The sequence below is a fragment of the Peteryoungia ipomoeae genome, from assembly GCF_004912165.1.
GTDB lineage: Bacteria > Pseudomonadota > Alphaproteobacteria > Rhizobiales > Rhizobiaceae > Allorhizobium > Allorhizobium ipomoeae.
Genome location: NZ_STGV01000001.1, coordinates 634860 through 659181, shown reverse-complemented (window position 1 = coordinate 659181; position 24322 = coordinate 634860). Strand labels below are relative to the sequence as shown.

Here is a 24322-nt window from a genome sequence, read left to right as displayed (position 1 = left end):
TAAGACATGTATCGTTATGACGAATTCGACCACGCCTTCGTATCGGCGCGCGTAGAGCAGTTCCGAGATCAGGTTGCTCGCCGCCTGTCGGGTGAACTTGCCGAAGACGCGTTCAAGCCGCTGCGCCTGATGAACGGCGTCTATCTTCAGCTTCACGCCTATATGCTGCGCGTTGCCATTCCCTATGGCACGCTGAATTCGAAGCAGATGCGCATGCTGGCCCATATCGCCCGCAAGTATGACCGCGGCTATGGTCACTTCACCACCCGTCAGAACATCCAGTACAACTGGCCGAAGCTCTCCGACACGCCTGATATCCTGACCGATCTCGCAAGCGTCGAGATGCATGCGATCCAGACCTCTGGCAATTGCATTCGCAATGTGACGGCCGACCATTTCGCCGGCGCTGCCGCCGACGAAGTCGCCGACCCGCGGCCCTATGCCGAAATCCTCCGCCAGTGGTCTTCGCTGCATCCGGAATTCTCATTCCTGCCGCGCAAGTTCAAGATCGCCGTCACCGGCGCCGAAAAGGACCGCGCCGCGATCCAGGTGCATGACATCGGCCTGCATCTGAAGAAGAACGAGGCGGGCGAACTCGGCTTTGCCGTCTATGTCGGCGGTGGCCAGGGCCGCACGCCGCTCATTGCCAAGAAGATCAACGACTTCCTGCCGGAAGCCGATCTTCTGACCTACATCACAGCGATCGTGCGCGTGTACAATCTGCATGGTCGCCGCGACAACAAGTACAAGGCGCGCATCAAGATCCTGGTCCACGAAACTGGTGTCGAGGAACTGACCCGTCAGGTGGAAGCCGAATTTGCCGAGATCCGCGATGGCGAATTGAAGCTGCCGGAAGGCGATATCCGTGCCATCGAGACCTATTTCGCCCCGCCCGCGCTCACGGCCCGTCCAGAGGGCTGGGAGGCGCTTGCGCGCGCCCAGAAGGCGGATCCGGCCTTTGCCGCCTGGGTCAATCAGAACGTCCAGCCACATCGTCATCCCGATTACGGCATGGTGACGATCTCGCTGAAGCCGATCGGTGGCACACCGGGCGACGCGTCCGATGCGCAGATGGATCTCGTCGCCGACTTGGCCGAGCGCTATGCCTTCGACGAGATCCGCGTCAGCCACGAGCAGAATCTCATCCTGCCGCATGTTGCGAAGGGCGATCTCTATCCGCTCTACCAGGCGCTCGAAAAGGCCGGCCTCGCGACAGCCAATTCGAACCTCATCACCGACATGATCGCCTGTCCCGGGCTCGACTACTGCGCGCTGGCCAATGCACGGTCCATTCCGGTCGCACAGGAAATCTCGACCCGCTTCGGCTCGCTGGAGCGCCAGCAGGAAATCGGCGAACTGAAAATCAAGATCTCCGGCTGCATCAATGCCTGCGGCCACCACCATGTCGGCCATATCGGCCTGCTCGGTGTCGAGAAGAAGGGGGCCGAACTCTATCAGATCACGCTGGGTGGCTCCGGTGACGAGAATTCGTCGATTGGCGAAATCATCGGACGCGGCTTCGAGCCGGAAAAGGTAACGGACGCCGTCGAGACGATCGTCGATACCTATCTTGGCCTGCGCCGCGATCCGAAGGAAACCTTCCTCGAAGCCTATCGTCGGGTCGGCCCAAAGCCATTCAAGGACGCGCTTTACGGCAGTGCCTCTGTCGAAGCCGCATGAGACTGGAAACGTAATGACCAAGATCTGGAAAGAAACCGGTTTCGTCGAGGGCGACATCTGGGTGACGGAAACGGAAGAGCGCAAGGCGGGCGAGGGCGAAAAGGCCCTTTTGCCGCTCGACGCTTTCCTAGAAGCTGTGGGTGAGACCAACGACGTCGGCCTTGGCGTCCTGATCGCGCCGGCTGATGACGTGACGAAGCTTACGCCCCATCTCGACCGCATCGCGCTCATCGCCGTGGCCTTCCCCGCCTTCAACGATGGCCGCGGCTTCAGCCATGCCACGCTGCTGCGTGAGCGACTGAGTTATACCGGCGAACTGCGTGCGGTTGGTGACGTGTTGATCGACCAGGTGCCGCTGATGCTGCGCACCGGCTTCGACAGTTTCGCTGTCACCAATCCGGTCGCCCAGCGGCGGCTGGCGGAAAACTGTCTCACGGGCGTTGCCCAGCGTTACCAGCCGGCAGCCCGGGATTCTGAGGCTGTTGGTGGTTTCAGCTGGCGCCGCCTTGGCACCACTGGCGCCTGAGACATCGATAAATCGCTATGTGATGGCGGCGAGTTGACCTCGGTCAAGGTTGCCGCCTTTGCTTTCTTGAATATCTCAGCTGCGAAATAGCACGCCGGCTGAATTGTGGAATGGGACGGTCTGGATTATAGGCTCTTCCCAATCGACCGAACGATAGGACCGACAGCCTATGAATGCTCCCGTGAAGACCGACAATGCCCAACTGATCGTGCCCGAGGGCGTCTATGCCGAGACGGTGCTGAGCGTCACGCATTACACCGATCATCTCTTCCGTTTTCGCATGACCCGCCCCGCCGGTTTCCGTTTCCGCTCGGGCGAATTCGCGATGATCGGCCTGATGGTCGAGGGCAAGCCGATCTACCGCGCCTATTCGATTGCGAGCCCTTCCTGGGACGAGGAACTCGAATTCTTCTCGATCAAGGTGCCGAACGGCCCGCTGACCCAGCATCTGCAACGCATCCAGCCGGGTGACAGGGTGCTGATGCGCAAGAAGCCGACCGGCACGCTTGTGCTCGACGCGCTGACGCCGGGCAGGCGCCTTTACATGTTCTCGACCGGCACCGGCATCGCACCTTTCGCAAGTCTGATCCGCGATCCGGAAACCTATGAGAAGTTCGAGGAAGTCATCCTCACCCACACCTGCCGCGATGTTGCCGAACTGAAATACGGCTTCGATCTCGTGGACGAGATCAAGAACCACGAATTCCTCGCTGAGGTGGTCGGTGACAAGCTTAAGCACTATGCGACGGTGACCCGTGAAGACTATCCCTTCAAGGGACGCATCACGACTTTGATCGAGAATGGCAAGCTATTTACCGATCTCGGCGTGCCGCCACTCGATCCGGCGATCGATCGTGGCATGATCTGCGGCTCGACTGCGATGCTGAAAGACACAAAGGAACTCTTGGAAAAGGCGGGGCTTACCGAAGGCGCCAACAACAAGCCGGCCGAATTCGTCATCGAGCGCGCTTTCGTCGGCTGATCTACCCGCAAATCTACCCCTTGAACGCCCGGTGTCTGCCGGGCGTCTTTTGTTGGGCAAACCTATTCGTGTCTGAGAGCATCGATCGGGTTCATCTGCGCCGCCCGTCGCGCTGGAAAATAGCCAAAGACCATGCCGATGGCTGCAGAGAAGGCAAAGGCAAAGAGGACGATGGTCGGGCTGACGACAAACGGCACCTGCATCAGGCTGACTGCGCCATAGGCGATGGCAAGACCAAGTGCGATCCCGACAAGTCCGCCGAAAATTGACAGTGTTACCGCTTCGACCAGGAACTGCATCAGCACCTGGCCCTCAACGGCGCCAATTGCCAGACGGATGCCAATCTCGCGGGTGCGTTCTGTCACCGAGACCAGCATGATGTTCATGATGCCGATTCCGCCGACAAGCAGGGAAACGGCGGCCACGGCGCCGAGAAGACCAGTCATGAGTGTGGTCGTGCCGGTCAATGTTGCTGCCATCTGGGCCATGTCATTGACCGTAAAATCGTCATCGCGTCCCGCGACGATCTTGCGGCGCTCGCGCAAGAGCCGTTCGATATCGGCCTGAACTTTGGCAGTCGATACGCCATTTTCGGCTGATACCATCATGCTGGAAACATCGTTGGAGCCGCCGATCCGGCGTTGAAACACCTTCATCGGCATCATCACTACATCATCCTGGTCGCTGCCCATGCCGCTCTGGCCCTTGCGGGCCAGCACGCCGATCACCGTGCATGGGACGCTGCCAACGCGAATGCTTTGATCGAGCGGTGGTGTCGAGCCAAACAGCCGGCTGCGAACGGTTTCGCCAATCAGGCAGACCGACTGTCCGCCTCGCTCTTCCGACGGAAGAAAGTTGCGACCGCTTTGCAAAGGCCAGTCTTGAGCGACCAGATAATCTGCACCGCTGCCGATGATGCTGACTTGCCGGCTCTCGCCGCCGAACACCACGGTCTGGACAGACTGGTTGACGCCAGCCACGGCCCTCAGTCCGCCTATTTGCGCGCGAACAGCCTCGATATCGCGGATCGTAAACCGCTTCGCATCGGTGGACGCGCGTCCTGGTCCAAACTGGCCGGGGCGGACAAACAGGAGATTGGTTCCGAGCTTGGAGATCTCGGCCGTCACCTGCGCGGTTGTGCCATTGCCGATGGTCACCATGGCAATCACAGCCGCGACACCGATGACGACGCCAAGCACGGTCAGGAAAGAGCGCAGAAGATTGCGCCTGATTGCGCGCAGTGCGAGCTTGATGGTCTCAAGGAACATGCGCTGCAGCCTCCGCATCCCGGCTGTCAGACTGGATGCGCCCGTCAACAAAGCGCAGCGTCCGCTTTGCGTAAGCCGCGATATCATCCTCATGGGTTACCATGATGACGGTGATGCCGTTGTCGCGGTTCAGCGCTGTGATGAGCTCCATGATCTCCCGGCTTGTCTTCGTGTCCAGATTGCCTGTCGGTTCATCGGCAAGCAGTACGGCTGGACTTGTCACGATCGCCCGCGCGATGGCGACACGTTGCTGCTGCCCACCTGAAAGCTCCTGGGTCGTATGACCTTCGCGCCCGCCAAGCCCGACCTGGCCAAGCGCCCTCAAAGCTCTGATCCGCCTTTCGCGAGGATCCACCCCACGATAGATCAGCGGCAACTCGACATTTTCAACCGCCGATGTCCGCGCCAAGAGGTTGAAGCCTTGAAAGACGAAACCGAGCATATGGCGACGAAGCAGCGTGTATTGCGCCCGATCAAATCCATGCGTGTCTATGCCGTCGAAGAAATACTGACCGGATGTCGGCACGTCCAGGCAGCCGAGAATGTTCATGGCCGTCGATTTGCCGGATCCGGAGGGCCCCATGATCGCGACGAATTCCGAGGTGCCGATCGTGAGGTCGACACCATCAAGGGCACGAATGCGAGCCTCGCCCAATCCATAGACGCGGGACACCTGCCGGAACGCGATCAGTGGCTGACGGCTCATCGTCGCTCCCTTAGGTCTTTCGCAGGGTTGCATCGACGATTACGGCATCCCCCTCTTTGATATCACCGCCGACCACAGCTGTATTCTGGCCGTCGCTTGCGCCAATCTCGACCTTGACTGCCAAAGGTGCACCGTCTCTCAGAAGCCAGATCGTTCGCCCGGTCCCGGCGGGCTCCGGGGTACTTGCCGGCGAACGACGCGGCGGACGGAACATGCCGAACAATCCACCGCCACCTGAGGAGGTTTGCTCTGCACTCGCCGTGTCTGGCGGCGTGAAGCGAAGGGCAGCATTTGGAATGAGTAGCGATCCCCGCACGGCCTGCACAACGATGTCGGCGGTCGCCGTCATGCCCTGGCGCAGCAGCAGTTCGTCATTGCGGACGGACAGAATGCCCTTGTACGTCACGACATCGTTCACGGTTTCCGATGCGTAGCGGATAGACGTGATCGTCGCTGGAAAACGCTGATCGGGAAAGGCGTCCACCGTGAAGGTCGCGCTCTGGCCGACAGCAACCTGACCGACATCTGCTTCATCGATCGAAACCTGCACCTCCATTTGGCGCAGGTCACCGGCAATCGTGAAGAGTGTCGGCGCTTCGAGCGAGGCGGCGACCGTGGCTCCGCTATCGACGCTGCGCGTGAGAACGATGCCGTCGATGGGCGAGAGGATCGTCGCCTTGCTCAGCGACAACTTTGCCAGCTCGAGCGCTGCCTCGGCCGAGCTCACATCGGCCTGTGCACTCTCCCGGCCCGCTTGCGTCGCCAGATAGCTGAATTCAGCAGACTCGAGATCCTGCTTGCTAGACACCCGACTGCTGACCAATGCCCGCAGGCGTTCAAGGCTTGCCGAGGCCGACTTTTCGTCCGCTTCGGCCTTGGCGACATTGGCCCTGGCGGCAGACAATGCCGCTCCCTTGGCCTTCAGTTCGGCCGAAAGCTTGTCCGTATCGAGCCTCGCCAGAACGTCCCCCTTCTTGACCGTCGAATTGTGATCAACGAGCACGTCCCGAATGGTGCCCGACAGCTCGCTTGAGACGTCGACCTGGACCGTCGGCTCGACCGATCCTGTGGCCGTTACCAGGACGGACAGGTCGCCCTTTGTTACGGGTGCCGTGGTGTAGCTATAACTCTCAGTCCGGCCCAAAACGGTAAAAGCGAGATATCCGCCGCCAAGGATAAGCATGAGCGCCAGCAGACGCATCTTCCAGCGGGGACGTTTGCGACCAGCCTGAGCCAAAAGAGTGCGAAGCTCGTCCTCAGAGGATATGCCTTGCGGGCTGCTGCTGTCGCTATGCGTCACGTCTTGATCCACCGTGTCATGTTTCATCTGGTCGACAATTGCTTATCCGTGCCGAAAGCCCATTGACCAAGGTCAATTCACGTCCTGAGCCAGTGCACCTCCCGATCTATCTAGAGCCTCTAGCGAAAAACCCTAGTGAAACTTCGGTAATCCAGGCACCCGGCACGCGTCCAGCCGAGGCCTGGTAAAGGGCGTCAAGGGCGGGACGAGGTTTGCCGCAGCCGTGCCAGGAACCAAGCCAAGCCGACGCCCAGCACTGCCCCCACTGCCTTGATCGCGGCATCATCGATCCGTGGGTGGCGAGAGGGCTGGAGAAACTGCGTAGCTTCTATGGCAAAGGCGGCTGCGACCAGCACCAGTGCAACCAGCTTACTCTTCGAAGGGTAGGCGAGGGCGAAAAGAAAACCGAGGACGATAAAAGCCAAAATCCTGTCGGCATCAGGCGGTATCGCGACTTGAGGTCGAAAGCCGACAGGGACGATTGTGGCTGCCAGGCATAAAGCAAGCGCCAGCCACGCCGAAAACTTCAAGAACCATCGTGTCATCGCCGCGTCTTACTGCGTGCCTGCCTCAATGACAATGCGAAGTACCCACGTCTATGGGCTCGATCCTCTCTAAGCGAGGTGGCCGGCGGTCGGTCACGCCGCAGGCTCATCGCTGACAAGAACCAAGAACGGGACGGGAGAGGCTTCGGCAATGGCTTGAATGCTGTTGCCGACGAACCTAGACCGGCCGGACCAGAGGTCTCTATACCGTCTGTCAGCCAAGGGCGTCGGTAAGCTGATCTCGACATCGGAAAGCAGTTCTGGGAGGCCGACTATGGATTGCTGTCTGAGAGTGCGTCCCACTAGTCGTGGCCCGGCAATGATGACAGCCCGCGCGCCGTCGGTCCTCGCAAAGGCGATCACGGCGTCCGCTGCCGCTCCGGATGCAGCAAGGGGTGTGTAAGCTCCCGTCGCAAAAAGGCCTGGGTCGTCCCGGCGTAGGGTGAGAAGCCGGGCGACAAGCGCTTGCTTCAAGCGAGCCCAGGAGCCGGGATCAGACAGATCCAAGTTTGTGACTTCAGCGGTTGCAAGATTAGAGTCCAGTGAGGCGAAATCCGGCAGCCGGCGATTGTCGGGGTCGACCAGGCTCAGATCAAGCGCTTCGCTTCCCTGATAGACATCCGGCACCCCCGGCGCCATCAGCTTGATCACCGTCTGGCTGAGACTGTTGACAAATCCTGCGCGGGCCAACGGGACAATGGTCTCGGTGAAGTCCTCGAGAAAACGACGATTGTCCGGCGACAGTAGATGGCGGGCATAGGCGATAACCGACGCCTCATAGTCCTCGTCGGGTTCGAGCCAGCTGGTGCGCAACTTCGCCTCGCGCAACGCCTTTTCGACATAGGGGATAAACCGTTCTTCGAGCGCTTTCAGGGAGGCAGCATCGGCGACACCCGTCTCGACCGGCCAGACACCAGCCAAGGCCTGGTAGAGCATCCACTCGACATTCGGCTCAGGTGCTCGCGATTTTTCAGCGTTGGCCAGCGCGCCGCTGTTCATCGATTGCCAACGGTCAACCGCCTGCGCCCAGACATCGGGCATCTCAGTCAGCGCATAGAGCCGCGCACGCGCGTCTTCGCCACGCTTCGTATCATGCGTGCTGGTTGCCGAAAGCGCATGTGGCCAGTGGCGCGCCCGCATCCGCATCTTCTCGTGAAAGCGCTCAATTGAAAACTGTGCCTGCGCCGCTTCCGAGCCGACTTCGTTGAGCGCCAGCACAGCATTGTCGCGGAAGAAGACCGTGTCTTCGACGGACTTCGCCATCAAGGGGCCGGTCAATTGCTGGAAGCGTGTTCGGAAGGATGCCGCGACTGGACGCGCATCGACCGAAACGCTGCCCTTCAACAGGCGAAGCCCAACGTCGAGCGCCTGCGAGATCGGCGAGCCGTCTTCAACCTGGATGGTGCTCCTCGCCGTCTCCAGCAGGTCCGCATCCTCGGAAGTCAGTCCAGTTTCCGTTCCGTAGGTGCGATAGCGCGGAAAGGCGATGAGCAACTCCGTCACGGCTGCTCGCGCGGATCTTTCGAGCTCAGCCATATCGTAACGCTCGATCTCGGCTGCCTCGAGAACCAAGTCACCCAACCGCGTCAATTCTCCGACGAAATTCTTTTCAAGCAGAAGCCGTTTGGCCGCGTGGACATCGGCGCTGCCATCCACACTATGGCCGGTCAGGGCTTCGTAGCGCTGCCGCAGCCTGCCGACATTGTCACCATCGACCAGGGCGTCGCTGATGGCGGAGATGAACTCGTAGCCGGTGGTGCCGGATACCGGCCAGTCGGCAGGCAGTGTCTCGTCGTCGCCCAGGATCTTTTCGACCGTCAGGTAGCAGTCAGGTCCGACGGCCGCGCGCAGGCGATCAAGATAGGCTTTGGGATCGGTCAGCCCGTCGACATGATCAATCCTTAATCCTTGAACGGCGCCTGATCTCACGAGCTCCAGGATCAGCCGATGCGTGTCGTCAAACACCTGTCTGTCTTCAACCCGCACGCCGACAAGGCCGGCAATCTCGAAGAAGCGGCGATAGGAAAGGGCTCGAGGAACGTCGCGCCACGGAATGAGCTGATAAGCCTGTTCATCGTGCAAGGCCGCAATCGTCTCGCGATCGGCGGCCTTCATGATCTCTTCTGACCGGCCAGCATAGCTGTATGGGGCGAGCGGGAAAAAACTGCCTCGGTACGTCAGGCTCGGCTTCCCCGTTGAAGGATCGCGACCGACGCCAATCTCGTTGCCCTCTAGAGCGGCTTCAAATGACGTGTCGAGCACCGGGAGCGTCAACCGACGCGACCAATCTATGTCAAAATGTCCGGAATAGGCGCTGGCCGGGCCATTTTCGACCACGTCATACCACCAGCGGTTCTCCAGTGAGGCAGCCATGTGATTTGGTACGATGTCGAGAATGAGCCCAAGTCCTTCCGCCTTCAGCGCATCGACCATGCGGTCGAAGCCCGCCCGTCCGCCAATTGCAGGATCGATTTCATTCGCATCGGTGACATCATATCCGTGGCTGGATCCATCGGTCGCCGTGAAGATCGGGGATGCGTAGAGATGGCTGATCCCGAGCTGTTTCAGATAGGAAATATGCGTCGTCAGACGATCGAAGGTCATGCCGTTGCGAAACTGGACGCGATAGGTGGCGGTTGGAATGCACATGAGATGCCTTGTCGATTGGAGTGACGGCTGAATCGGCTGAGAGCAGGGTACGCGCGCTGACAGAGAACATAGCGCGACGAGCGCTATCGGTTCGGATCAGGCGACGAGGTAACCCGGAGACCATGCTTTGGTTCCGCAAGCTCCGGCGCACCCAAGAAGGGCGTCCCCAGCGACTGGAAAAATCACCAACGCGCGTCATGCCTGAGAATAGGAGTGGGATGGCAGGCCGAATGAAGCCTTCCATAAAATCTAGCAAAATCAACGTGTAAAAGGAATTTTGGCGGATGGGGTGGGATTCGAACCCACGGTACGGTCTCCCGCACGCCGGTTTTCAAGACCGGTTCCTTAAACCACTCGGACACCCATCCGGACAGACCGCGTTATGCGGAACTCGCACGCACTTGGCAAGAGGCTTTCTTGCGCCCGCAACGGGGGTGTGGCGACGCCATCCGTTAACCGACCGGAAACCATACGGGACGTTTGGCCCTTGCGAAGTTGTGGGTTTTCCCATTTTGGCCATTTTCCAAGGGTTTCGTTTCGCTCGCGTGCGGCTGCTCGCGTCGGGCTTGTGGGATGGCCTGAGCTGAGATGATCAAAAGTGGGACATATGCAATCTGATAGATTCGGCCGCGTGGCCACCGTTAGCAAATGGCTTGGCCTTGCGCTTGTCTGTTCATTCATGGCGTCCTGCTCCACAACGAAGCAGACCGCAGAAAAGCCGAAACGCTCGAAGGAATATTTTGCCGAATCCGTTTACGGCGTCAAAGCCAGCCCGCGGCTCGTTACAAGCGGTCAGGTGCCCAAAGGTGGCGGGCGCTACATCGTTGGCAAGCCCTATGTGGTGAAGGGCAAGACATTCGTGCCCAAGGACAATCCGAACTATGACAAGGTCGGCGTCGCATCCTGGTATGGTGACGCCTTCCATGGTCGCATGACGGCAAACGGCGAGCTCTACGATAAGACGCATCTCTCGGCTGCCCATCCAACCTTGCCGCTGCCAAGCTATGCCCGCGTGACGAATACCTCGAACGGCAGTTCAGTGATCGTGCGCATCAATGACCGCGGCCCGTTCCACAAGGGCCGCATCATCGATTTGTCGCGCAAGACGGCCGACATGCTGGATCTCGCCCACAGCGGAACCGGCGAAGTGCGCGTGCAATATGTCGGTCCCGCGCGGATGGACGGGCATGACATGCCGTATCTGATGGCATCGTACACACCCAAGGGTGGCAAGGGGCCGGTTGTCGATCCGGCTGGCCAGATCGCCACAGGCGTCATGGTGGCGTCGGCTGACCCGGTTGCCCCAAGCTTCCGGACGGCCCTTTCGGGCTCGACGCCGTCTGGCGGAACCAGCACGCAGACCTTGGATGCCCAGAGAGCCGCTGCAGAATTCATGACCGCCAGCGCCATGCCGGCCGATTTCGCGCTGTTGCCGGAAGAGGGGCCGCTGCCCAGCCTGCGTCCCAATACAATGGGCATCTATTCTGGCGTTTCGATGGTCTCGGCCTATGATGCGCCGCAGAGCAGTCACGCGTCACTTGCCTTCGACGCCGTACTTGTGGGCAATACAACGCTTGACGAAGCGTCGATTCTGGCGGCTGTTGCTTCAGGCGGCATACAACTGGGAAGCGGGCGCTGATTGCCAAGGGCAGGCGGTTGGTCGCCGCACCGGTCCGCCAAACAAGTCCGTTCTCGGTTGAAATAATTCATGCGCACATCGCTTATCGCTTTTGTCATTGCCAGCTTCACTTGCGCGCTCTTCATCGGGCAGGCGTCACCGGTGCATGCGCTTTCCGTCGAGTTGAAACAACCGATCGAAACTAAAGCCGCCAAGGCCTATCTCATCGAAGCTTCGACGGGCACAGTGCTTCTGGCGAAAAAGGACACTGAGACTTTCGCACCCGCTTCGCTTGCAAAGTTGATGACGCTCGAAGTCGTGTTCGACGCTGTCAGCCGCGGCGAAATCAGTCTCGAGACGGCCTATCCCGTGTCCGAATTTGCTTGGCGCACCGGTGGCGCCCCTTCGCGCACCGCAACCATGTTCGCGGCACTAAAATCTGAGGTGCCGGTTGCCGATTTGATCCGTGGAATTGCAGTGCAGACGGCCAATGACGGATGCCTCATCATCGCTGAGGGCATGTCCGGATCGGAAGCCAGGTTCGTCGAGCGGATGAACCGGCGCGCGACCGAACTTGGCCTCACCGGCAGCCAATTTGCCAATGCCACGGGGCTTCCGCATCCCGAAAATCGCTCGACGCCACGCGATCTGGTTACGCTTGCCAAGCATTTGCACAGCCGTTACCCGGACCTCTACGAGACTTTCCGGCAGCCGGAATTCGAATGGAACAAGATCCTCCAGCGCAATCGCAACCCTCTCTTGAGCATGGGGGCTGACGGTCTGGGCACCGGCTTCGCCGAAGGAGATGGCTATGCGCTTGTCGCCTCCATCGAGCGCAATGGCCGGCGACTCTTCCTCGCCATTTCCGGCCTTGCCACCGACAAGGAGCGCACCGAAGAGGCGATGAAACTGCTGAATTGGGGGCTGGATGGCTTCGAAATGCGCACGCTCTTCAAGAGCGGCGAGGTAATTGCGGATGCCAGCGTCTATGGCGGCGCGCAATCCACTGTTCCCCTGAAAGCCAATGCGCCTGTCGAAGTTTACGTGCCCATCAATAATCCGGACCGATTGCAGGCCAAGATTACCTATGCCTGGCCGCTGCGGCCCCCCGTCGCCGCCGAGCAGGCCATTGGCTCCCTGGCTGTTTTTTCTGGCGAACGACCGCTTTTGACAGTGCCTCTTTACGCCAATGCGCCGGTGGGGCAGGGGACCTTGCGGCAGAGAGCGCTTGACGCGGTTCTCGAAGCTTTGTTCTTCTGGCTCTGAGCCCCGCCAGTTGAATTTTCGGCAATCCGTGGAGTTGTCCGGTTTCAACCCTCGCTGTCTTGGTTTACAGCGCTATGTTCAGTGCTGATGGGAATCGGCAAGCTTCAAAGGCGGGGTTGAACGAGACGTGGCTACCGATCGGGGAATGTTCGTCACTTTCGAAGGCGGCGAGGGGGCGGGTAAATCGACCCAGATCCGCCTGCTCGCCGACGCGCTGCGAACCCGCGGCCATGATGTGATAATCACGCGCGAGCCCGGAGGGTCACCGGGTGCGGAGGCGCTGCGCCACGTCCTGCTTTCGGGAGCCGCCGAAGATTTCGGCGTTCGCATGGAGGCCATGCTCTTTGCCGCAGCGCGCGCCGATCACCTGGATTGCGTCATTCGTCCGGCTCTGATGGCAGGCCAGATCGTCTTGTGCGATCGTTTTGTGGATTCCTCCCGCGTTTATCAAGGTGTTACCGGCAATCTGGAACCGGCTCTCATGGCCGCCCTCGAACGGGTATCGATCGGTCCCAGCATGCCGGATCTCACCTTGATCCTCGATCTCCCCGCCGATGTGGGACTTGCGCGTGCCCGCCGCCGTGCGGGAGGTGCACCTGAAACCGAGGCGCCGGACCGCTTCGAAAAGGAAAACATCGATATCCATGAGAAGCGCCGCCAGGGATTTCTCGATATCGCCGCACGGGAACCCGGGCGTTGCCGCATTATCGATGCGTCGCTGGATGTCGACCGTATCGCCCGCGACATCCTGGCCGAAGTCCTGCTTGTCATGGCACAGCGTCTTGGGACAGGAGAGGCCCAAAGGGCCGACGGGCAGCCAAAGCTCACGCCGGGAGTGCCTTCATGAGTGAGGAAAGGGCCGGCGTCCTGGACGGGGCAATTGCACCGGTCTTGAATACACGTCTCTATGGCCATGAGGAGGCGGAAGCGTTCCTCGCTCGCAGCTATCGCTCGGGGAAGGGGCATCATGCCGTTCTCATCGAGGGACCGGAAGGTATCGGCAAGGCGACGCTTGCATTCCGCTTTGCCAACCACATCTTGCGCTATCCCGATCCCCTGACGGCTCCCGACAGGCTTGAAGATCCCGACCCGACCCATCCGATCAGCCGCCAACTTGCCGCGGGTGCAAGCCACAATCTCCTGCATTTGTCTCGGCCCGTCGACGAGAAGACGGGACGGGTAAAAAGTGCGATCACTGTCGATGAGGTGCGCAAGGCAGGGCATTTCTTCGCCCAGACGTCGGGCACCGGCAACTGGCGCATCGTGATCATCGATCCAGCTGATGATCTCAATCGCAATGCTGCGAACGCAATTTTGAAGATTCTTGAGGAGCCGCCCAAGCGTGCGATGTTTCTCGTGCTCAGCCATGCGCCCGGCAAGCTTTTGCCGACGATCCGCTCACGCTGCCTGCCACTCCGGCTGCAGGAACTCAATCCGCAAGCCATGGACCAGGCGCTCGCGCAGCTTGGCCTCGCACTACCAGGCGACAAACGGGAAAGCGTCCTGCGGCTTGCAAGGGGCAGCGTGGCGCGCGCGCTGAAACTCGTGAACTACGGTGGCGTCGATATCCTTGAGGCCTTCGAAGCCATGATGGCCGCTTCCGGTCCAAGCCAGCGCAAGATGATGTTCAAGATCGCCGACGCTCTGTCGGCAAAGGATGGCGAGGTTGTCCACGGCTTCTTCGTCGAGCATCTCACCGATTATCTCGGCGACACGGCACGCACCTTGGCGCTTCGCGGCGATCTGGATAATGCCGACCACTTCGCAAGACTGAGTTCGTCGATCAACGAACAACTGACCGTCGCTGCTGCCTACAATCTCGACAAGAAGCAGACCATGCTCGATGTCCTCTCAGCCGTGACCCGGTGAGGCACTGGCAAGTATAGTCCTTGATCGCCTATTGCGCGGCATCGCAGCAAAACCGTGTTCCTAAACCCTGAAGAATGCTTTAAGAGCGTTCAACCCCATAAGCATTCGCTGCCAATGGCGGGCCGGCCCGCGTCGCCGTGGTCTGGCTCCAAGACAGCAGCAAAACACAATCGCAACCGACGAAAAGACAACAAGAAGCCATGAGCGATCCCTTCTACATCACGACTGCCATTTCCTATCCGAACGGCAAGCCGCATATCGGCCATGCCTACGAGTTGATCGCGACCGACGCCATGGCGCGGTTCCAGCGGCTCGACGGTCGGGATGTCTTCTTCCTGACGGGGACCGACGAACACGGGCAGAAGATGCAGCAGACGGCGCGCGCCGAAGGCATTTCGCCGGAGGAGCTTGCCGAGCGGAACTCGAACGAATTCCGCGAGATGGGCAAGCTGCTCAATTCCTCGAACGACGATTTCATCCGCACGACCGAGAAGCGCCATCACGAGACGGTGCAGGAAGTCTGGCGCCGGATGGAGAAAAACGGCGACATCTACAAGGGTGGTTACGCGGGCTGGTATTCGGTCCGCGACGAAGCCTATTACCACGAAGAGGAAACCGAGTTGCGCGCCGATGGCGTGCGCTACGGGCCTCAGGGCACGCCGGTCGAATGGGTGGAGGAGGAAAGCTACTTCTTCAAGCTTTCGGCCTATGAAGACAAGCTCCTGAAGCTATACGAAGACCAGCCGGATTTCATCGGCCCGAACGAGCGCCGCAACGAGGTCATCTCCTTCGTCAAGTCGGGCCTGAAGGACTTGTCGATCTCGCGCACGACGTTTGACTGGGGTATCAAGGTTCCCGGCGACGACAAGCATGTCATGTATGTCTGGGTCGATGCGCTCACCAACTACATCACCGCGACCGGTTATGTCGAGGACGAGAAGGGTCCGCGAGCAAAATACTGGCCAGCCGACGTGCACATTATTGGCAAGGACATCATCCGCTTCCACGCCGTCTATTGGCCGGCTTTCCTGATGTCGGCGGGCCTACCGCTGCCCAAGCGCGTCTATGCGCACGGCTTCCTGCTCAACAAGGGCGAGAAGATGTCGAAGTCGCTTGGCAACGTTGTCGATCCGGTCAATCTGGTGAACCATTTCGGCCTCGATCAGGTGCGCTACTTCTTCCTGCGCGAAGTCTCCTTCGGCCAGGACGGCAGCTATTCTGAAGTGGGCATCGGCACACGCATCAATGCCGACCTCGCAAATGGCATCGGCAATCTTGCCTCGCGCTCGCTGTCGATGATCAACAAGAACTGCGAGGGCAGGGTGCCGGCACCCGGTCCGCTCACCGCAGAAGACGAGGCGATCCTGAAGATTGCCGACGAGGCGATCGAGATCTGCCGCGAGGAGATGGGCAAGCAGCAGATCCACAAGGCGGTCGCGGCCATCATCAACATCGTCAACGAGGCCGATCGCTATTTCGCGGCTCAGGCACCGTGGGTTTTGAAGAAGACCGACGAGGCGCGTATGGGCACGGTGCTTTATGTGGCCGCAGACGTTGTGCGCCAGATCGCGATCCTGTTCCAACCGATCATGCCGGCATCTTCGGCGCAGATCCTCGATCTCGTGGCCGTGGCAGAAGAAGACCGCGTGTTTGCGAAGCTTGGTTCCGCAGGACGTCTGCAACCGGGCACGGAGCTGCCGGCGCCGGCGCCGGTTTATCCGCGCTATGTTGCCCCGGAAGCGGCCAAGGCCTGAGACGATGCTGATTGATACCCATTGCCATCTGGACTTCGCCGACTTCGACAGCGAGCGTGACGAGCTTGTCATGCGCGCCCATCAGGCAGGCGTCAAACAGATGGTGACGATCTCGACGCGGGTGCGGAAGCTCGACACGCTTCTGGCACTAACGGAACGCTATCCGAGCGTCTTCTGCTCGGTCGGCACGCATCCGAACAATGCCGGCGACGAACTTGATGTGACCGCCGACGAACTGGTGCGGCTGACGGAAAGCCACGACAAGATCGTGGCGATCGGCGAGGCCGGCCTCGACTATTTCTACGACACGCAGAAACCCGAGGACCAGAAGACCGGACTCATCCGCCATATCGAGGCGGCCCGTCGCACGCAGCTTCCGCTTGTTATCCATAGCCGCAGCGCCGACGACGATATGGCGGCGATTTTGACCGAGGAAACAGGGAAGGGCGCCTTCCCCTTCATCCTGCATTGCTTCTCCTCCGGCCAGGCGCTGGCCGATACCGGTGTGGCGCTCGGTGGCTATGTCTCGTTTTCCGGCATCGTGACATTTCCGAAATCGGAGGAATTGCGCGAAATTGCCAAGAGCGTGCCAATGGACCGGTTGCTGGTCGAGACGGATGCGCCGTATCTGGCGCCAAAGCGCTGGCGTGGAAAACGCAATGAGCCATCCTATGTGGTGAACACGGCGGAGGTTCTGGCGGAGGTCAAGGGTGTGAGCTACCCGGAGATGGCGGACGTGACGACCGCGAATGCTTTTCGCTGTTTCTCTAAGATGCCCAGACTGAGCTGAGGAAGCCCCGATGCAGGTCACGCGCCGGTTCACGCTGCTCGGTTGTTCCTCGTCGCCAGGCGTTCCCCGGATCAATGGCGACTGGGGCAATTGCGACCCGAACAATCCGAAGAACCGACGGACGCGGGCTGCCTTCCTGATTGAACAGATCGGCCCTGACGGTGGCCAGACGACCGTCGTCATCGACACGGGACCGGATTTTCGCGAGCAGATGATCCGCTCGAAGGTCGAGCATATCGACGCCGTCATCTATACCCACGCCCATGCGGACCATCTGCACGGTATTGACGATCTGCGCGGCTACTTTCACAGCCAGCACCATCGGATTCCCATTCATGCCGAACCCTATACCATGAGCCGCATCGCGGAAGGCTTTGGCTACTGCCTGGAAACGCCGCCCGGCAGCAATTATCCGCCGATCGTCAAACCACAGATCATTGAAGATCTCGAGCAGCCGATTTTGATCGACGGCGCCGGCGGTCCGCTCTCGATTATGCCTTTGAAGCAGCAGCACGGCGACATCATCTCACTTGGCCTCAGGATCGGTGACGTCGCTTATTGTTGCGACGTCTCTGACTTTCCGCCGGAAACGGTCGAAAAACTCGCCGACCTCGACATGCTCTATATCGACGCTCTCCAATACCGGCCGCATCCGAGCCACCTGTCGCTTGAGCAGGCGCTGGCCTGGATCAGCCGACTCGCGCCGAAAAAAGCCGTGTTGACGCACATGCACACACCGCTCGACTACGAGACGGTGATGCGGGAAACGCCTGACAGTGTAGAGCCAGGCCACGATCAGATGATCGTTGAATTTCAGATGGATATCAAGCCTTACTAAACAGGCGCATGAATTCCTGACGTCGTGGACATTTGGCGCAAACGGCTGGAAATGGATAAACCGAGATATCAAGACGTTCCATAATCTATCTTATGCGATTTATATGTGTAGCGGGGCAGATGCCATTTCCAACGGGCCTCAGCGGCAGCACTTGTCTGCCTCTCCGCCCTAGAGATCTGCAACATGCAGGATCGTTTTGGCCGTAATCTCGGTTTCCGAGGGATAGCCAAAGGCATTGTTGATATAGGTGACGCCATCGATCACCTTGTTGCGGTTCAGGTGGCTGTGCCCGTAAAAATGCATGGATGAGCCGAGTTCGCGGATGCGCTCTTCAATTCGGGCTGAGCCTAGGACGGGAAACAATGCCTTGTGTTTCTCGGGATAGCGTACGGGCATCAAGTCAATCCGCGGAACGAAATGCGAGAAACTGTAGACCCTCTCAAAATCAAGGGTGTCCGGTATCAGGTTCATCTGGTCGAAACGCTCGGCGACATCTGCCGGTGCAAGACCCTCCCAGTTGCACTTGTAGAAGTCCATCCATCCGCGGCGAATGCGAGCATCCGGCTCACCGAAGGAATAATCGTACCAACCGAGGATCGGTACGATCAGCGTGCCTCCGAAGGCAACAGGCCGCGTCTCGATGCCATAGCCGCCACAGAGCGTTTGCAATAACTCGAACTTGTCGAACGATGGCCCTCGCCCGCTGCGCGCGGTCCAAAGGTCATGATTGCCAGGCAGGAAGAGCAGCTTTTTGTATCGCGGAACGAGTATGTCGAAACAACTCTGTATCAGATCGACGTCGTCAGATAGGTCGCCAGCCACGATCAGGACGTCGTCGGTAAAGTCCTGACGCGAAAGCTGTCCCAGCCAGTGCAGGTTCTGAGCGTAGTCGACATGAAAATCGGAGCCCAGGAAGAGACGCATCCTCAGGATCTCCGGAAATGTTCTGCGTGCATGGTTCTGCCATTGCAGGAATTAGCGCCGATCGCAAGGTTTGGGCGGCAAAGAGGACCCCGTGCAGTGCGCCCTGCCCACGCCAAACCATGAATTCCAGGTCACATCGGCTTGATAGCCGGCCACCATTTCATGGCCCCTCTTCCCAAGTCAAAGAATCGGCCTATCCTTTCATCAGGAATATCTGAAAAGCGAGGGGTAGCATGATGCGAATGTCCATTGCATTGGCCCTGGCCGGGCTTGTCGCGGCGATTTCGACGCCCGCATCCGCAGAGGAAAGTGATCTCGGCGTTCAGGCGCGCGCGGTCATCACGCAGCAGATCACTGCATTTCTCAATGACGACGCAAAGACCGCTTATTCCTTTGCGTCCCCGGAGATCAAATCGGTCTTTCCCAATGCCGAGCGGTTTTTCGACATGGTCAAGAGGACCTACGCACCTGTCTTTCGGCCGGGCAACTATGCCTTTGGCCGAAACAGGCTTTCAAAGGACGGGACGGTCGCTTTCCAGGAGGTGCTGATATCGGCGCCTGATGGTAAGGACTGGGCGGTTTATTATGAGCTCAAACGCCAGCGCGACGGCAATTTCACCATCAATGGCGTCCGCATGAAACGCGAGACATCAAGCCAGGGCATCTGACGCGCGGCTCCAGCAGAACGCATCCCCTTGCCTGCTCTGAGTTCAGACGATCAGACCGGGTCGATGTCTCCGCGCGCCCACATCTCGATGGTTTCAGCCTTGAAGTCCTCAAATCGATCTTCGGCGATCGCCTGGCGGATGCCCTGCATCAGCTCCTGATAATAGCTGAGATTGTTCCACGAGAGCAGCATGCCGCCCAGCGCTTCATTGGAGCGGACAAGATGATGCAGGTATGCACGGGAGTAATCGCGCGCCGCCGGGCACGAGGACTGTTCGTCCAGCGGACGCATATCCTCGGCATGGCGGGCGTTGCGGATGTTGACCTTGCCGCGGCGAGTAAAGGCCAGCCCGTGGCGGCCCGAACGGGTCGGCATCACGCAATCGAACATGTCGATGCCCTCGGCGACCGATTTCAGCATATCGTCAGGCGTGCCGACGCCCATCAGATAGCGCGGCTTTTCTGTCGGCAGAACGGGAAGCGTGATCCGCAACATGTCGAGCATGACGGCCTGCGGCTCGCCGACGGCGAGACCGCCGATCGAATATCCCTTCAGATCGAGTTGCTTGAGCCCTTCAGCAGAGCGGATGCGCAGCGCCGGCTGGTCGCCGCCCTGGACGATGCCGAACATGGCCTTGCCGGGCTGATTGCCGAAGGCGACTCGGCAACGCTCGGCCCAGCGCAGCGACAGTTCCATGGCGCGTTCAATCTCGCGCGGCTCATTGGGCAGCGAGACGCATTCGTCAAGCTGCATCTGAATGTCACTGTCGAGCAGCCCCTGGATCTCGATCGAGCGCTCCGGCGACATGTGGTGCAAGGAGCCGTCGATATGGCTCTTGAAGGTCACCCCCTGCTCGTCGAGCTTGCGCAGGCCCGACAGCGACATCACCTGGAAGCCGCCGCTGTCGGTCAGGATAGGCCCGGGCCAGCGGATCAGCTTATGCAGGCCGCCAAGGCGCGCGACGCGTTCCGGGCCGGGGCGCAGCATCAGGTGATAGGTATTGCCAAGGATGATGTCGGCCCCACCCTCTTTCACCTGGTCAAGATACATGGCCTTCACCGTGCCCACCGTGCCGACAGGCATGAAGGCCGGGGTGCGGACCGTGCCGCGCGGCATGGTGATCTCGCCAAGGCGTGCCTTGCCGCTGGTGGCCTTCAGATTGAACGTGAAATTCTCGGACATCGGTCAGTCGTCTTTCCGGAAAAGCAGGCTGGAATCGCCATAGGAGTAGAAGCGGTAGCCGGTTTCGATCGCATGGGCATAGGCCGCCCGCATCGTGTCGAGACCGGCAAAGGCGGAAACCAGCATGAAGAGTGTCGATTTGGGCAGGTGGAAATTGGTCATCAGCATATCCACCGCCTTGAAACGATAGCCGGGCGTGATGAAGATGTCCGTCGCACCCGACCAGGCGGGAATGTGGCCATCGTCTGCTGCAGCACTTTCGAGCAATCGCAGCGACGTAGTGCCGACGGCAACGATCCGGTTGCCTCGGGCCCTGACCGCGTTGAGAGCTGCGGCTGTTGAGGGCGAGATATAGCCGATTTCCTCATGCATCTTGTGCTCGGCGGTATCATCCGCCTTCACCGGCAGGAAGGTGCCGGCGCCAACATGCAGCGTAAGGAAATGACGTTCGATGCCGGCAGCATCCAACGCGGCGAAGAGGTCAGGGGTAAAATGCAGCCCGGCGGTCGGCGCCGCAACGGCGCCCTCCTCTCGCGCATAGATGGTCTGGTAGTCGACGCGGTCCTGACCATCCTCCGGCCTTTTGGCCGCGATGTAGGGCGGAAGCGGGATATGGCCGACATTGGCGATCACTTGGTCGAGATCGGGCCCTGAGAGGTCGAAGGCGAGTTCGATCTCGCCGGCCTCGCCTTTTTCCGCGACAGTCGCCACGAGCGAGCCCATAAGGCATGCCGCACCTTCGCCCTGCCCCATCGCAAAATCGATGCGATCTCCCTGCTTGATGCGCTTGCCGGGCTTGGCGAAGGCCTTCCATCTGGAAGCACCGACCCGCATGTGCAGCGTGCAGGAAACGGCGATTTCCTCGGCGCCCTCACGATGGCGGATGCCTTCGAGTTGCGCGGGGATCACCTTGGTGTCGTTGAACACCAGCGCATCCCCTGGCTTTAGAAAGGACGGCAGATCGTAGACATGATGGTCGCCGAGAATGGGATCGGCCTCCGGGCGAACGACAAGAAAGCGCGCGTGATCGCGCGGGCTTGCAGGCCTCAGCGCAATGTTTTCGTCCGGCAGGTCGAAATCGAAAAGATCTACACGCATCTCACTCTGTTCGCTTTGTCGATAATGTCAAAACGCGAAAGCCCGCCCAGGTGCGGCGCACCAAGGCGGGCTTTGCGTGCTTAAAGCCATCAGGCGTCGGCGGCAACCTTCATCGAGACAATCGAGTCAGGCTCGCGTACAGGCTCGCCGCGCTTGATCTGGTCGATGACATCCATACCTTCGATGACCTGGCCCCAGACGGAATACTGCTTGTTCAGCCAGGGCGCATCGGTAAAGCAGATGAAGAACTGCGAATTGGCAGAGTTAGGGTTCTGCGAACGCGCCATCGAGCAGGTGCCACGGGTATGCGGCGTCGCCGAGAACTCCGCCTTCAGGTCCGGCTTCGAGGAGCCGCCCATACCGGCGCGACCCGGGTTGAAGTCGGCACCGCCCTGCTTGCCATACTGCACGTCGCCGGTCTGGGCCATGAAGTCTTCAATGACGCGGTGGAAGACAACGCCGTCATAGGCACCTTCACGCGACAATTCCTTGATGCGGGCGACATGGCCAGGGGCCAGATCCGGGAAGAGCGCAATGACGACCTTGCCCTTGGTGGTTTCCATCAGGATGGTATTTTCCGGATCCTTGATCTCGGCCATGGTGTTTCTCCTTGGTTGGGGCCATAGGCCCGATAGGTATTAGTTGCGGCCAACGGTGACCTTGACCATGCGGTCTGGATCGCTCACTTCGCCATTGCCGCCTTCGCCGCGCTTGATCTTGTCGACGTTTTCCATACCGGCAACCACCTGACCGACAACGGTATACTGACTGTTCAGGAAGCTGCCATCACCGAACATGATGAAGAACTGCGAATTGGCGGAGTTCGGATCCTGGCTGCGGGCCATGCCGACAGTCCCGCGCACGAAAGGCTTGTCCGAAAACTCGGCAGGCAGGTCCGGCAGGTTCGAACCGCCGGTTCCGGCACGACCCGGCTCAAAGCCGTTTTCCATATCGCCGAACTGAACGTCACCCGTCTGGGCCATGAAACCTTCGATGACGCGGTGGAAGGCAACATTGTCATACTCGCCCTTGGCAGCGAGATCCTTGATCTGCGCCACATGCTTCGGCGCGACATCGGGCATCAGCTGCACGACGACCGGACCGTCTTTCAGCTGGATGGTCAGGAATTCTTCGGTTGACTGGGCCTTGGCCGGGCCGAAGGCAGCGATAGCGAGGACAAAGGCAGTGGCAATTTGGGCGAGCTTCATGTTCTCTCCGATAAAGATCAGGGCTTAGCGCCCATGTTTCAAATTCAAGGCAGCACGAACGGGGCCAGGTACGAAGGCCTGGACATCGCCACCCATTGCGGCGATCTGTCGGACCAATGTGGCCGTAATCGGTCGCGAAGCGGGCGACGCGGGCAGAAAGATGGTCTGGATGTCCGGCGCCATCGCGCCGTTCATCCCTGCAAGCTGCATCTCATAATCGAGATCAGTGCCATCGCGCAGGCCGCGCAGCATGATCGTTGCCTTGTTCTGCCGGGCAGCATCGACCGCAAGCCCGCTGAACGAAACGACGTCTATGTCCCCTGCCCGCGCCGGCACGACCTCTGCCATCGCGGCGCGCACAAGAGAGGCGCGTTCGTCGAAGGAAAACAGCGGTGTCTTCCCAGGATGAATTCCGATTGCGACAACGATCCTGTCAACGACGTTTAGACCCTGAACGAGAATGTCCAGATGTCCGTTAGTTAAGGGATCAAAGGAGCCGGGATAAAAGCCGATCGTCATGGTTGCCTGAGCGTTGTTTGGATCGCCTTTTGTCACGGACCGTGGCCGACCGCAAGCTTATTGCCGGGAAATGAGACGTCCACATTCCCGCCGCCGTCACATGAACGGCGGATGAATGCGTCGTTCAAGGCGACTTCACGGGACGCACTCTATCGTCACATCATCGACGTATCGAAGATCTGCAGAGGATAAAATGATGCTTGTTCTGCTTATTGCTACCGCCGTCGCCGCAGCCTTGCTCGTCGAGCTTGGATTGATGGTCGCCCGCGAAATCTCCGAAGCATCCCGTGATGGCTTTCAAGATGAACGGCAGATGAACGGCGCGTTCAAGCCGACGTCAGTGAACGCTTGATAGATTGATCTCGCACTATACCGGAACCTTTCCGGTACCTGTACATTTATCGGCTGTACTGCCGAAGTTCAAAGGACCAACGCAATGCATGACAAAGTTACAATGATCAACCTCGTGTGGGTGACGCTGATGACTGCCATGGTTGCAACTTCAGCAACTTTTTACGTCAAAGACAGCAATGATGCCAAGTTTTACGGTCCGCCAATGGCCGCACGTTACCATAGCTTCGGTCACTGAGTGACCTCAGGCGACGGTGTAGCTTCGGCTTTCGGCATCAACGCTGACAAGGAAAGGATAGACCATGGTACTGACACTCACGGTTCTGGCCGCTTTGATCAGCGGCATGTTCGTTGCCTCCGTCGCCTCCACGATTTCAGCGCTGAAGCGCGAAGATCAGGACTATCGTGCCCTGATGGAGCGCCAGCGAGCTTTCTGATGATATTGGACTGATCGGCAACGATAGACATCATCCCAGACAAAAGCCGTCCGGACTTGGTCCGAACGGCTTTTTTCGTGTGCCATTTCCAGGGCCGACGACAATTGCGGAGCGACGAGAGCCGGGTGTGCCATGCCCCGGCTCT

At 59.6% G+C, this 24322-nt stretch carries 25 protein-coding genes and 1 tRNA gene; 14 read left to right on the top strand and 12 right to left on the bottom strand.

Going from position 1 to position 24322, the window contains the following annotated elements; all coding sequences use genetic code 11:
• Positions 1 to 6 precede the first annotated feature (6 nt).
• The 3 genes from FAA97_RS03100 to FAA97_RS03090 all read left to right on the top strand — a co-directional run bounded on the left by FAA97_RS03100 (position 7) and on the right by FAA97_RS03090 (position 3188).
• On the top strand, positions 7 to 1680 hold the full coding sequence (locus FAA97_RS03100; protein ID WP_136597053.1) for a nitrite/sulfite reductase: 1674 nt from the start codon (positions 7 to 9) through the stop codon (positions 1678 to 1680).
• A 13-nt stretch (positions 1681 to 1693) separates the two neighbouring features.
• The gene (locus FAA97_RS03095; protein WP_136597052.1) at positions 1694 to 2206 is read left to right on the top strand and encodes a DUF934 domain-containing protein; all 513 of its coding nucleotides are present in this window, start codon (positions 1694 to 1696) and stop codon (positions 2204 to 2206) included.
• Positions 2207 to 2375: 169 nt separating this feature from the next.
• Positions 2376 to 3188 carry a ferredoxin--NADP reductase gene (locus FAA97_RS03090; RefSeq protein ID WP_136597051.1) on the top strand — a complete coding sequence of 271 codons (813 nt, stop codon included), beginning with the start codon at positions 2376 to 2378 and terminating at the stop codon, positions 3186 to 3188.
• A gap of 62 nt (positions 3189 to 3250) precedes the next feature.
• Here FAA97_RS03090 and FAA97_RS03085 read toward each other — a convergent pair whose 3' ends face one another.
• The 6 genes from FAA97_RS03085 to FAA97_RS03060 all read right to left on the bottom strand — a co-directional run bounded on the left by FAA97_RS03085 (position 3251) and on the right by FAA97_RS03060 (position 10024).
• A complete protein-coding gene (locus tag FAA97_RS03085) occupies positions 3251 to 4456 on the bottom strand; it encodes an ABC transporter permease (protein WP_136597050.1) in 1206 nt (401 codons plus the stop codon).
• Positions 4446 to 5162 (bottom strand): ABC transporter ATP-binding protein, encoded by a 717-nt coding sequence (locus FAA97_RS03080; protein ID WP_136597049.1) that lies wholly within the window; start codon positions 5160 to 5162, stop codon positions 4446 to 4448. The genes FAA97_RS03085 and FAA97_RS03080 overlap by 11 nt, the downstream gene beginning before the upstream one ends.
• 10 nt (positions 5163 to 5172) lie before the next feature.
• Entirely contained in the window at positions 5173 to 6489 is a 1317-nt protein-coding gene (locus FAA97_RS03075; RefSeq protein WP_425467391.1) for an efflux RND transporter periplasmic adaptor subunit, read from the bottom strand.
• A gap of 167 nt (positions 6490 to 6656) precedes the next feature.
• Positions 6657 to 7007 carry a VanZ family protein gene (locus FAA97_RS03070; protein ID WP_136597048.1) on the bottom strand — a complete coding sequence of 117 codons (351 nt, stop codon included), beginning with the start codon at positions 7005 to 7007 and terminating at the stop codon, positions 6657 to 6659.
• A 93-nt stretch (positions 7008 to 7100) separates the two neighbouring features.
• Positions 7101 to 9656: a malto-oligosyltrehalose synthase gene (gene treY / locus FAA97_RS03065; RefSeq protein ID WP_136597047.1), complete on the bottom strand. Its 2556-nt coding sequence runs from the start codon at positions 9654 to 9656 to the stop codon at positions 7101 to 7103.
• A 278-nt stretch (positions 9657 to 9934) separates the two neighbouring features.
• A tRNA-Ser gene (locus FAA97_RS03060) sits at positions 9935 to 10024 on the bottom strand.
• Positions 10025 to 10263: 239 nt separating this feature from the next.
• Here FAA97_RS03060 and FAA97_RS03055 point away from each other — a divergent pair.
• From FAA97_RS03055 to FAA97_RS03025, 7 genes are all read left to right on the top strand, one after another.
• Positions 10264 to 11295 (top strand): septal ring lytic transglycosylase RlpA family protein, encoded by a 1032-nt coding sequence (locus FAA97_RS03055; protein ID WP_136597046.1) that lies wholly within the window; start codon positions 10264 to 10266, stop codon positions 11293 to 11295.
• A 69-nt stretch (positions 11296 to 11364) separates the two neighbouring features.
• Entirely contained in the window at positions 11365 to 12540 is a 1176-nt protein-coding gene (locus FAA97_RS03050) for a D-alanyl-D-alanine carboxypeptidase family protein (protein WP_136597045.1), read from the top strand.
• 127 nt (positions 12541 to 12667) lie between these two features.
• Complete coding sequence (gene tmk / locus FAA97_RS03045; protein ID WP_136597044.1) at positions 12668 to 13387, top strand: dTMP kinase; 720 nt, start codon at positions 12668 to 12670, stop codon at positions 13385 to 13387.
• Positions 13384 to 14409, top strand: coding sequence for a DNA polymerase III subunit delta' (locus FAA97_RS03040; protein WP_136597043.1), 1026 nt, complete (start codon positions 13384 to 13386; stop codon positions 14407 to 14409). The genes tmk and FAA97_RS03040 overlap by 4 nt, the downstream gene beginning before the upstream one ends.
• 137 nt (positions 14410 to 14546) lie before the next feature.
• On the top strand, positions 14547 to 16163 hold the full coding sequence (gene metG / locus FAA97_RS03035; RefSeq protein ID WP_281281300.1) for a methionine--tRNA ligase: 1617 nt from the start codon (positions 14547 to 14549) through the stop codon (positions 16161 to 16163).
• 4 nt (positions 16164 to 16167) lie between these two features.
• Complete coding sequence (locus FAA97_RS03030; protein ID WP_136597041.1) at positions 16168 to 16953, top strand: TatD family hydrolase; 786 nt, start codon at positions 16168 to 16170, stop codon at positions 16951 to 16953.
• A 10-nt stretch (positions 16954 to 16963) separates the two neighbouring features.
• Positions 16964 to 17791: an MBL fold metallo-hydrolase gene (locus FAA97_RS03025; protein WP_136597040.1), complete on the top strand. Its 828-nt coding sequence runs from the start codon at positions 16964 to 16966 to the stop codon at positions 17789 to 17791.
• A 168-nt stretch (positions 17792 to 17959) separates the two neighbouring features.
• Here the strand turns inward: FAA97_RS03025 and FAA97_RS03020 are convergent, their stop codons facing one another.
• The gene (locus tag FAA97_RS03020; protein WP_136597039.1) at positions 17960 to 18715 is read right to left on the bottom strand and encodes a metallophosphoesterase; all 756 of its coding nucleotides are present in this window, start codon (positions 18713 to 18715) and stop codon (positions 17960 to 17962) included.
• Positions 18716 to 18957: 242 nt separating this feature from the next.
• Between FAA97_RS03020 and FAA97_RS03015 the strand changes: the two genes are divergently transcribed.
• Complete coding sequence (locus FAA97_RS03015) at positions 18958 to 19383, top strand: DUF4864 domain-containing protein (RefSeq protein ID WP_246041323.1); 426 nt, start codon at positions 18958 to 18960, stop codon at positions 19381 to 19383.
• Between the two features lie 50 nt (positions 19384 to 19433).
• Here the strand turns inward: FAA97_RS03015 and tgt are convergent, their stop codons facing one another.
• The 5 genes from tgt to coaD all read right to left on the bottom strand — a co-directional run bounded on the left by tgt (position 19434) and on the right by coaD (position 23389).
• Positions 19434 to 20564 (bottom strand): tRNA guanosine(34) transglycosylase Tgt, encoded by a 1131-nt coding sequence (tgt, locus tag FAA97_RS03010; protein WP_136597037.1) that lies wholly within the window; start codon positions 20562 to 20564, stop codon positions 19434 to 19436.
• A 3-nt stretch (positions 20565 to 20567) separates the two neighbouring features.
• Positions 20568 to 21662, bottom strand: coding sequence for a tRNA preQ1(34) S-adenosylmethionine ribosyltransferase-isomerase QueA (gene queA / locus FAA97_RS03005; protein WP_136597036.1), 1095 nt, complete (start codon positions 21660 to 21662; stop codon positions 20568 to 20570).
• An 89-nt stretch (positions 21663 to 21751) separates the two neighbouring features.
• Positions 21752 to 22261, bottom strand: coding sequence for a peptidylprolyl isomerase (locus FAA97_RS03000; protein ID WP_136597035.1), 510 nt, complete (start codon positions 22259 to 22261; stop codon positions 21752 to 21754).
• Between the two features lie 39 nt (positions 22262 to 22300).
• On the bottom strand, positions 22301 to 22870 hold the full coding sequence (locus tag FAA97_RS02995) for a peptidylprolyl isomerase (protein ID WP_136597034.1): 570 nt from the start codon (positions 22868 to 22870) through the stop codon (positions 22301 to 22303).
• 24 nt (positions 22871 to 22894) lie between these two features.
• Positions 22895 to 23389, bottom strand: coding sequence for a pantetheine-phosphate adenylyltransferase (coaD, locus tag FAA97_RS02990; RefSeq protein WP_136597033.1), 495 nt, complete (start codon positions 23387 to 23389; stop codon positions 22895 to 22897).
• A gap of 193 nt (positions 23390 to 23582) precedes the next feature.
• Here coaD and FAA97_RS21005 point away from each other — a divergent pair, with 193 nt between their 5' ends.
• The 3 genes from FAA97_RS21005 to FAA97_RS21365 all read left to right on the top strand — a co-directional run bounded on the left by FAA97_RS21005 (position 23583) and on the right by FAA97_RS21365 (position 24177).
• The gene (locus FAA97_RS21005; RefSeq protein WP_168800903.1) at positions 23583 to 23741 is read left to right on the top strand and encodes a hypothetical protein; all 159 of its coding nucleotides are present in this window, start codon (positions 23583 to 23585) and stop codon (positions 23739 to 23741) included.
• An 84-nt stretch (positions 23742 to 23825) separates the two neighbouring features.
• Complete coding sequence (locus FAA97_RS21000; RefSeq protein ID WP_168800902.1) at positions 23826 to 23978, top strand: hypothetical protein; 153 nt, start codon at positions 23826 to 23828, stop codon at positions 23976 to 23978.
• 64 nt (positions 23979 to 24042) lie between these two features.
• The gene (locus FAA97_RS21365) at positions 24043 to 24177 is read left to right on the top strand and encodes a hypothetical protein (protein ID WP_281281299.1); all 135 of its coding nucleotides are present in this window, start codon (positions 24043 to 24045) and stop codon (positions 24175 to 24177) included.
• The last annotated feature ends 145 nt before the right edge of the window (positions 24178 to 24322 follow it).

Bases quoted from the DNA above. Each gene is read 5' to 3' on its own strand.
- FAA97_RS03100 (WP_136597053.1), top strand. From the start codon at position 7: ATGTATCGTTATGACGAATTCGACCACGCCTTCGTATCGGCGCGCGTA.
- FAA97_RS03095 (WP_136597052.1), top strand. From the start codon at position 1,694: ATGACCAAGATCTGGAAAGAAACCGGTTTCGTCGAGGGCGACATCTGG.
- FAA97_RS03090 (WP_136597051.1), top strand. From the start codon at position 2,376: ATGAATGCTCCCGTGAAGACCGACAATGCCCAACTGATCGTGCCCGAG.
- FAA97_RS03085 (WP_136597050.1), bottom strand. From the start codon at position 4,456: ATGTTCCTTGAGACCATCAAGCTCGCACTGCGCGCAATCAGGCGCAAT.
- FAA97_RS03080 (WP_136597049.1), bottom strand. From the start codon at position 5,162: ATGAGCCGTCAGCCACTGATCGCGTTCCGGCAGGTGTCCCGCGTCTAT.
- FAA97_RS03075 (WP_425467391.1), bottom strand. From the start codon at position 6,489: ATGAAACATGACACGGTGGATCAAGACGTGACGCATAGCGACAGCAGC.
- FAA97_RS03070 (WP_136597048.1), bottom strand. From the start codon at position 7,007: ATGACACGATGGTTCTTGAAGTTTTCGGCGTGGCTGGCGCTTGCTTTA.
- treY (WP_136597047.1), bottom strand. From the start codon at position 9,656: ATGTGCATTCCAACCGCCACCTATCGCGTCCAGTTTCGCAACGGCATG.
- FAA97_RS03055 (WP_136597046.1), top strand. From the start codon at position 10,264: ATGCAATCTGATAGATTCGGCCGCGTGGCCACCGTTAGCAAATGGCTT.
- FAA97_RS03050 (WP_136597045.1), top strand. From the start codon at position 11,365: ATGCGCACATCGCTTATCGCTTTTGTCATTGCCAGCTTCACTTGCGCG.
- FAA97_RS03040 (WP_136597043.1), top strand. From the start codon at position 13,384: ATGAGTGAGGAAAGGGCCGGCGTCCTGGACGGGGCAATTGCACCGGTC.
- FAA97_RS03030 (WP_136597041.1), top strand. From the start codon at position 16,168: ATGCTGATTGATACCCATTGCCATCTGGACTTCGCCGACTTCGACAGC.
- FAA97_RS03025 (WP_136597040.1), top strand. From the start codon at position 16,964: ATGCAGGTCACGCGCCGGTTCACGCTGCTCGGTTGTTCCTCGTCGCCA.
- FAA97_RS03020 (WP_136597039.1), bottom strand. From the start codon at position 18,715: ATGCGTCTCTTCCTGGGCTCCGATTTTCATGTCGACTACGCTCAGAAC.
- FAA97_RS03015 (WP_246041323.1), top strand. From the start codon at position 18,958: ATGTCCATTGCATTGGCCCTGGCCGGGCTTGTCGCGGCGATTTCGACG.
- tgt (WP_136597037.1), bottom strand. From the start codon at position 20,564: ATGTCCGAGAATTTCACGTTCAATCTGAAGGCCACCAGCGGCAAGGCA.
- queA (WP_136597036.1), bottom strand. From the start codon at position 21,662: ATGCGTGTAGATCTTTTCGATTTCGACCTGCCGGACGAAAACATTGCG.
- FAA97_RS03000 (WP_136597035.1), bottom strand. From the start codon at position 22,261: ATGGCCGAGATCAAGGATCCGGAAAATACCATCCTGATGGAAACCACC.
- FAA97_RS02995 (WP_136597034.1), bottom strand. From the start codon at position 22,870: ATGAAGCTCGCCCAAATTGCCACTGCCTTTGTCCTCGCTATCGCTGCC.
- coaD (WP_136597033.1), bottom strand. From the start codon at position 23,389: ATGACGATCGGCTTTTATCCCGGCTCCTTTGATCCCTTAACTAACGGA.
- FAA97_RS21005 (WP_168800903.1), top strand. From the start codon at position 23,583: ATGATGCTTGTTCTGCTTATTGCTACCGCCGTCGCCGCAGCCTTGCTC.
- FAA97_RS21000 (WP_168800902.1), top strand. From the start codon at position 23,826: ATGCATGACAAAGTTACAATGATCAACCTCGTGTGGGTGACGCTGATG.
- FAA97_RS21365 (WP_281281299.1), top strand. From the start codon at position 24,043: ATGGTACTGACACTCACGGTTCTGGCCGCTTTGATCAGCGGCATGTTC.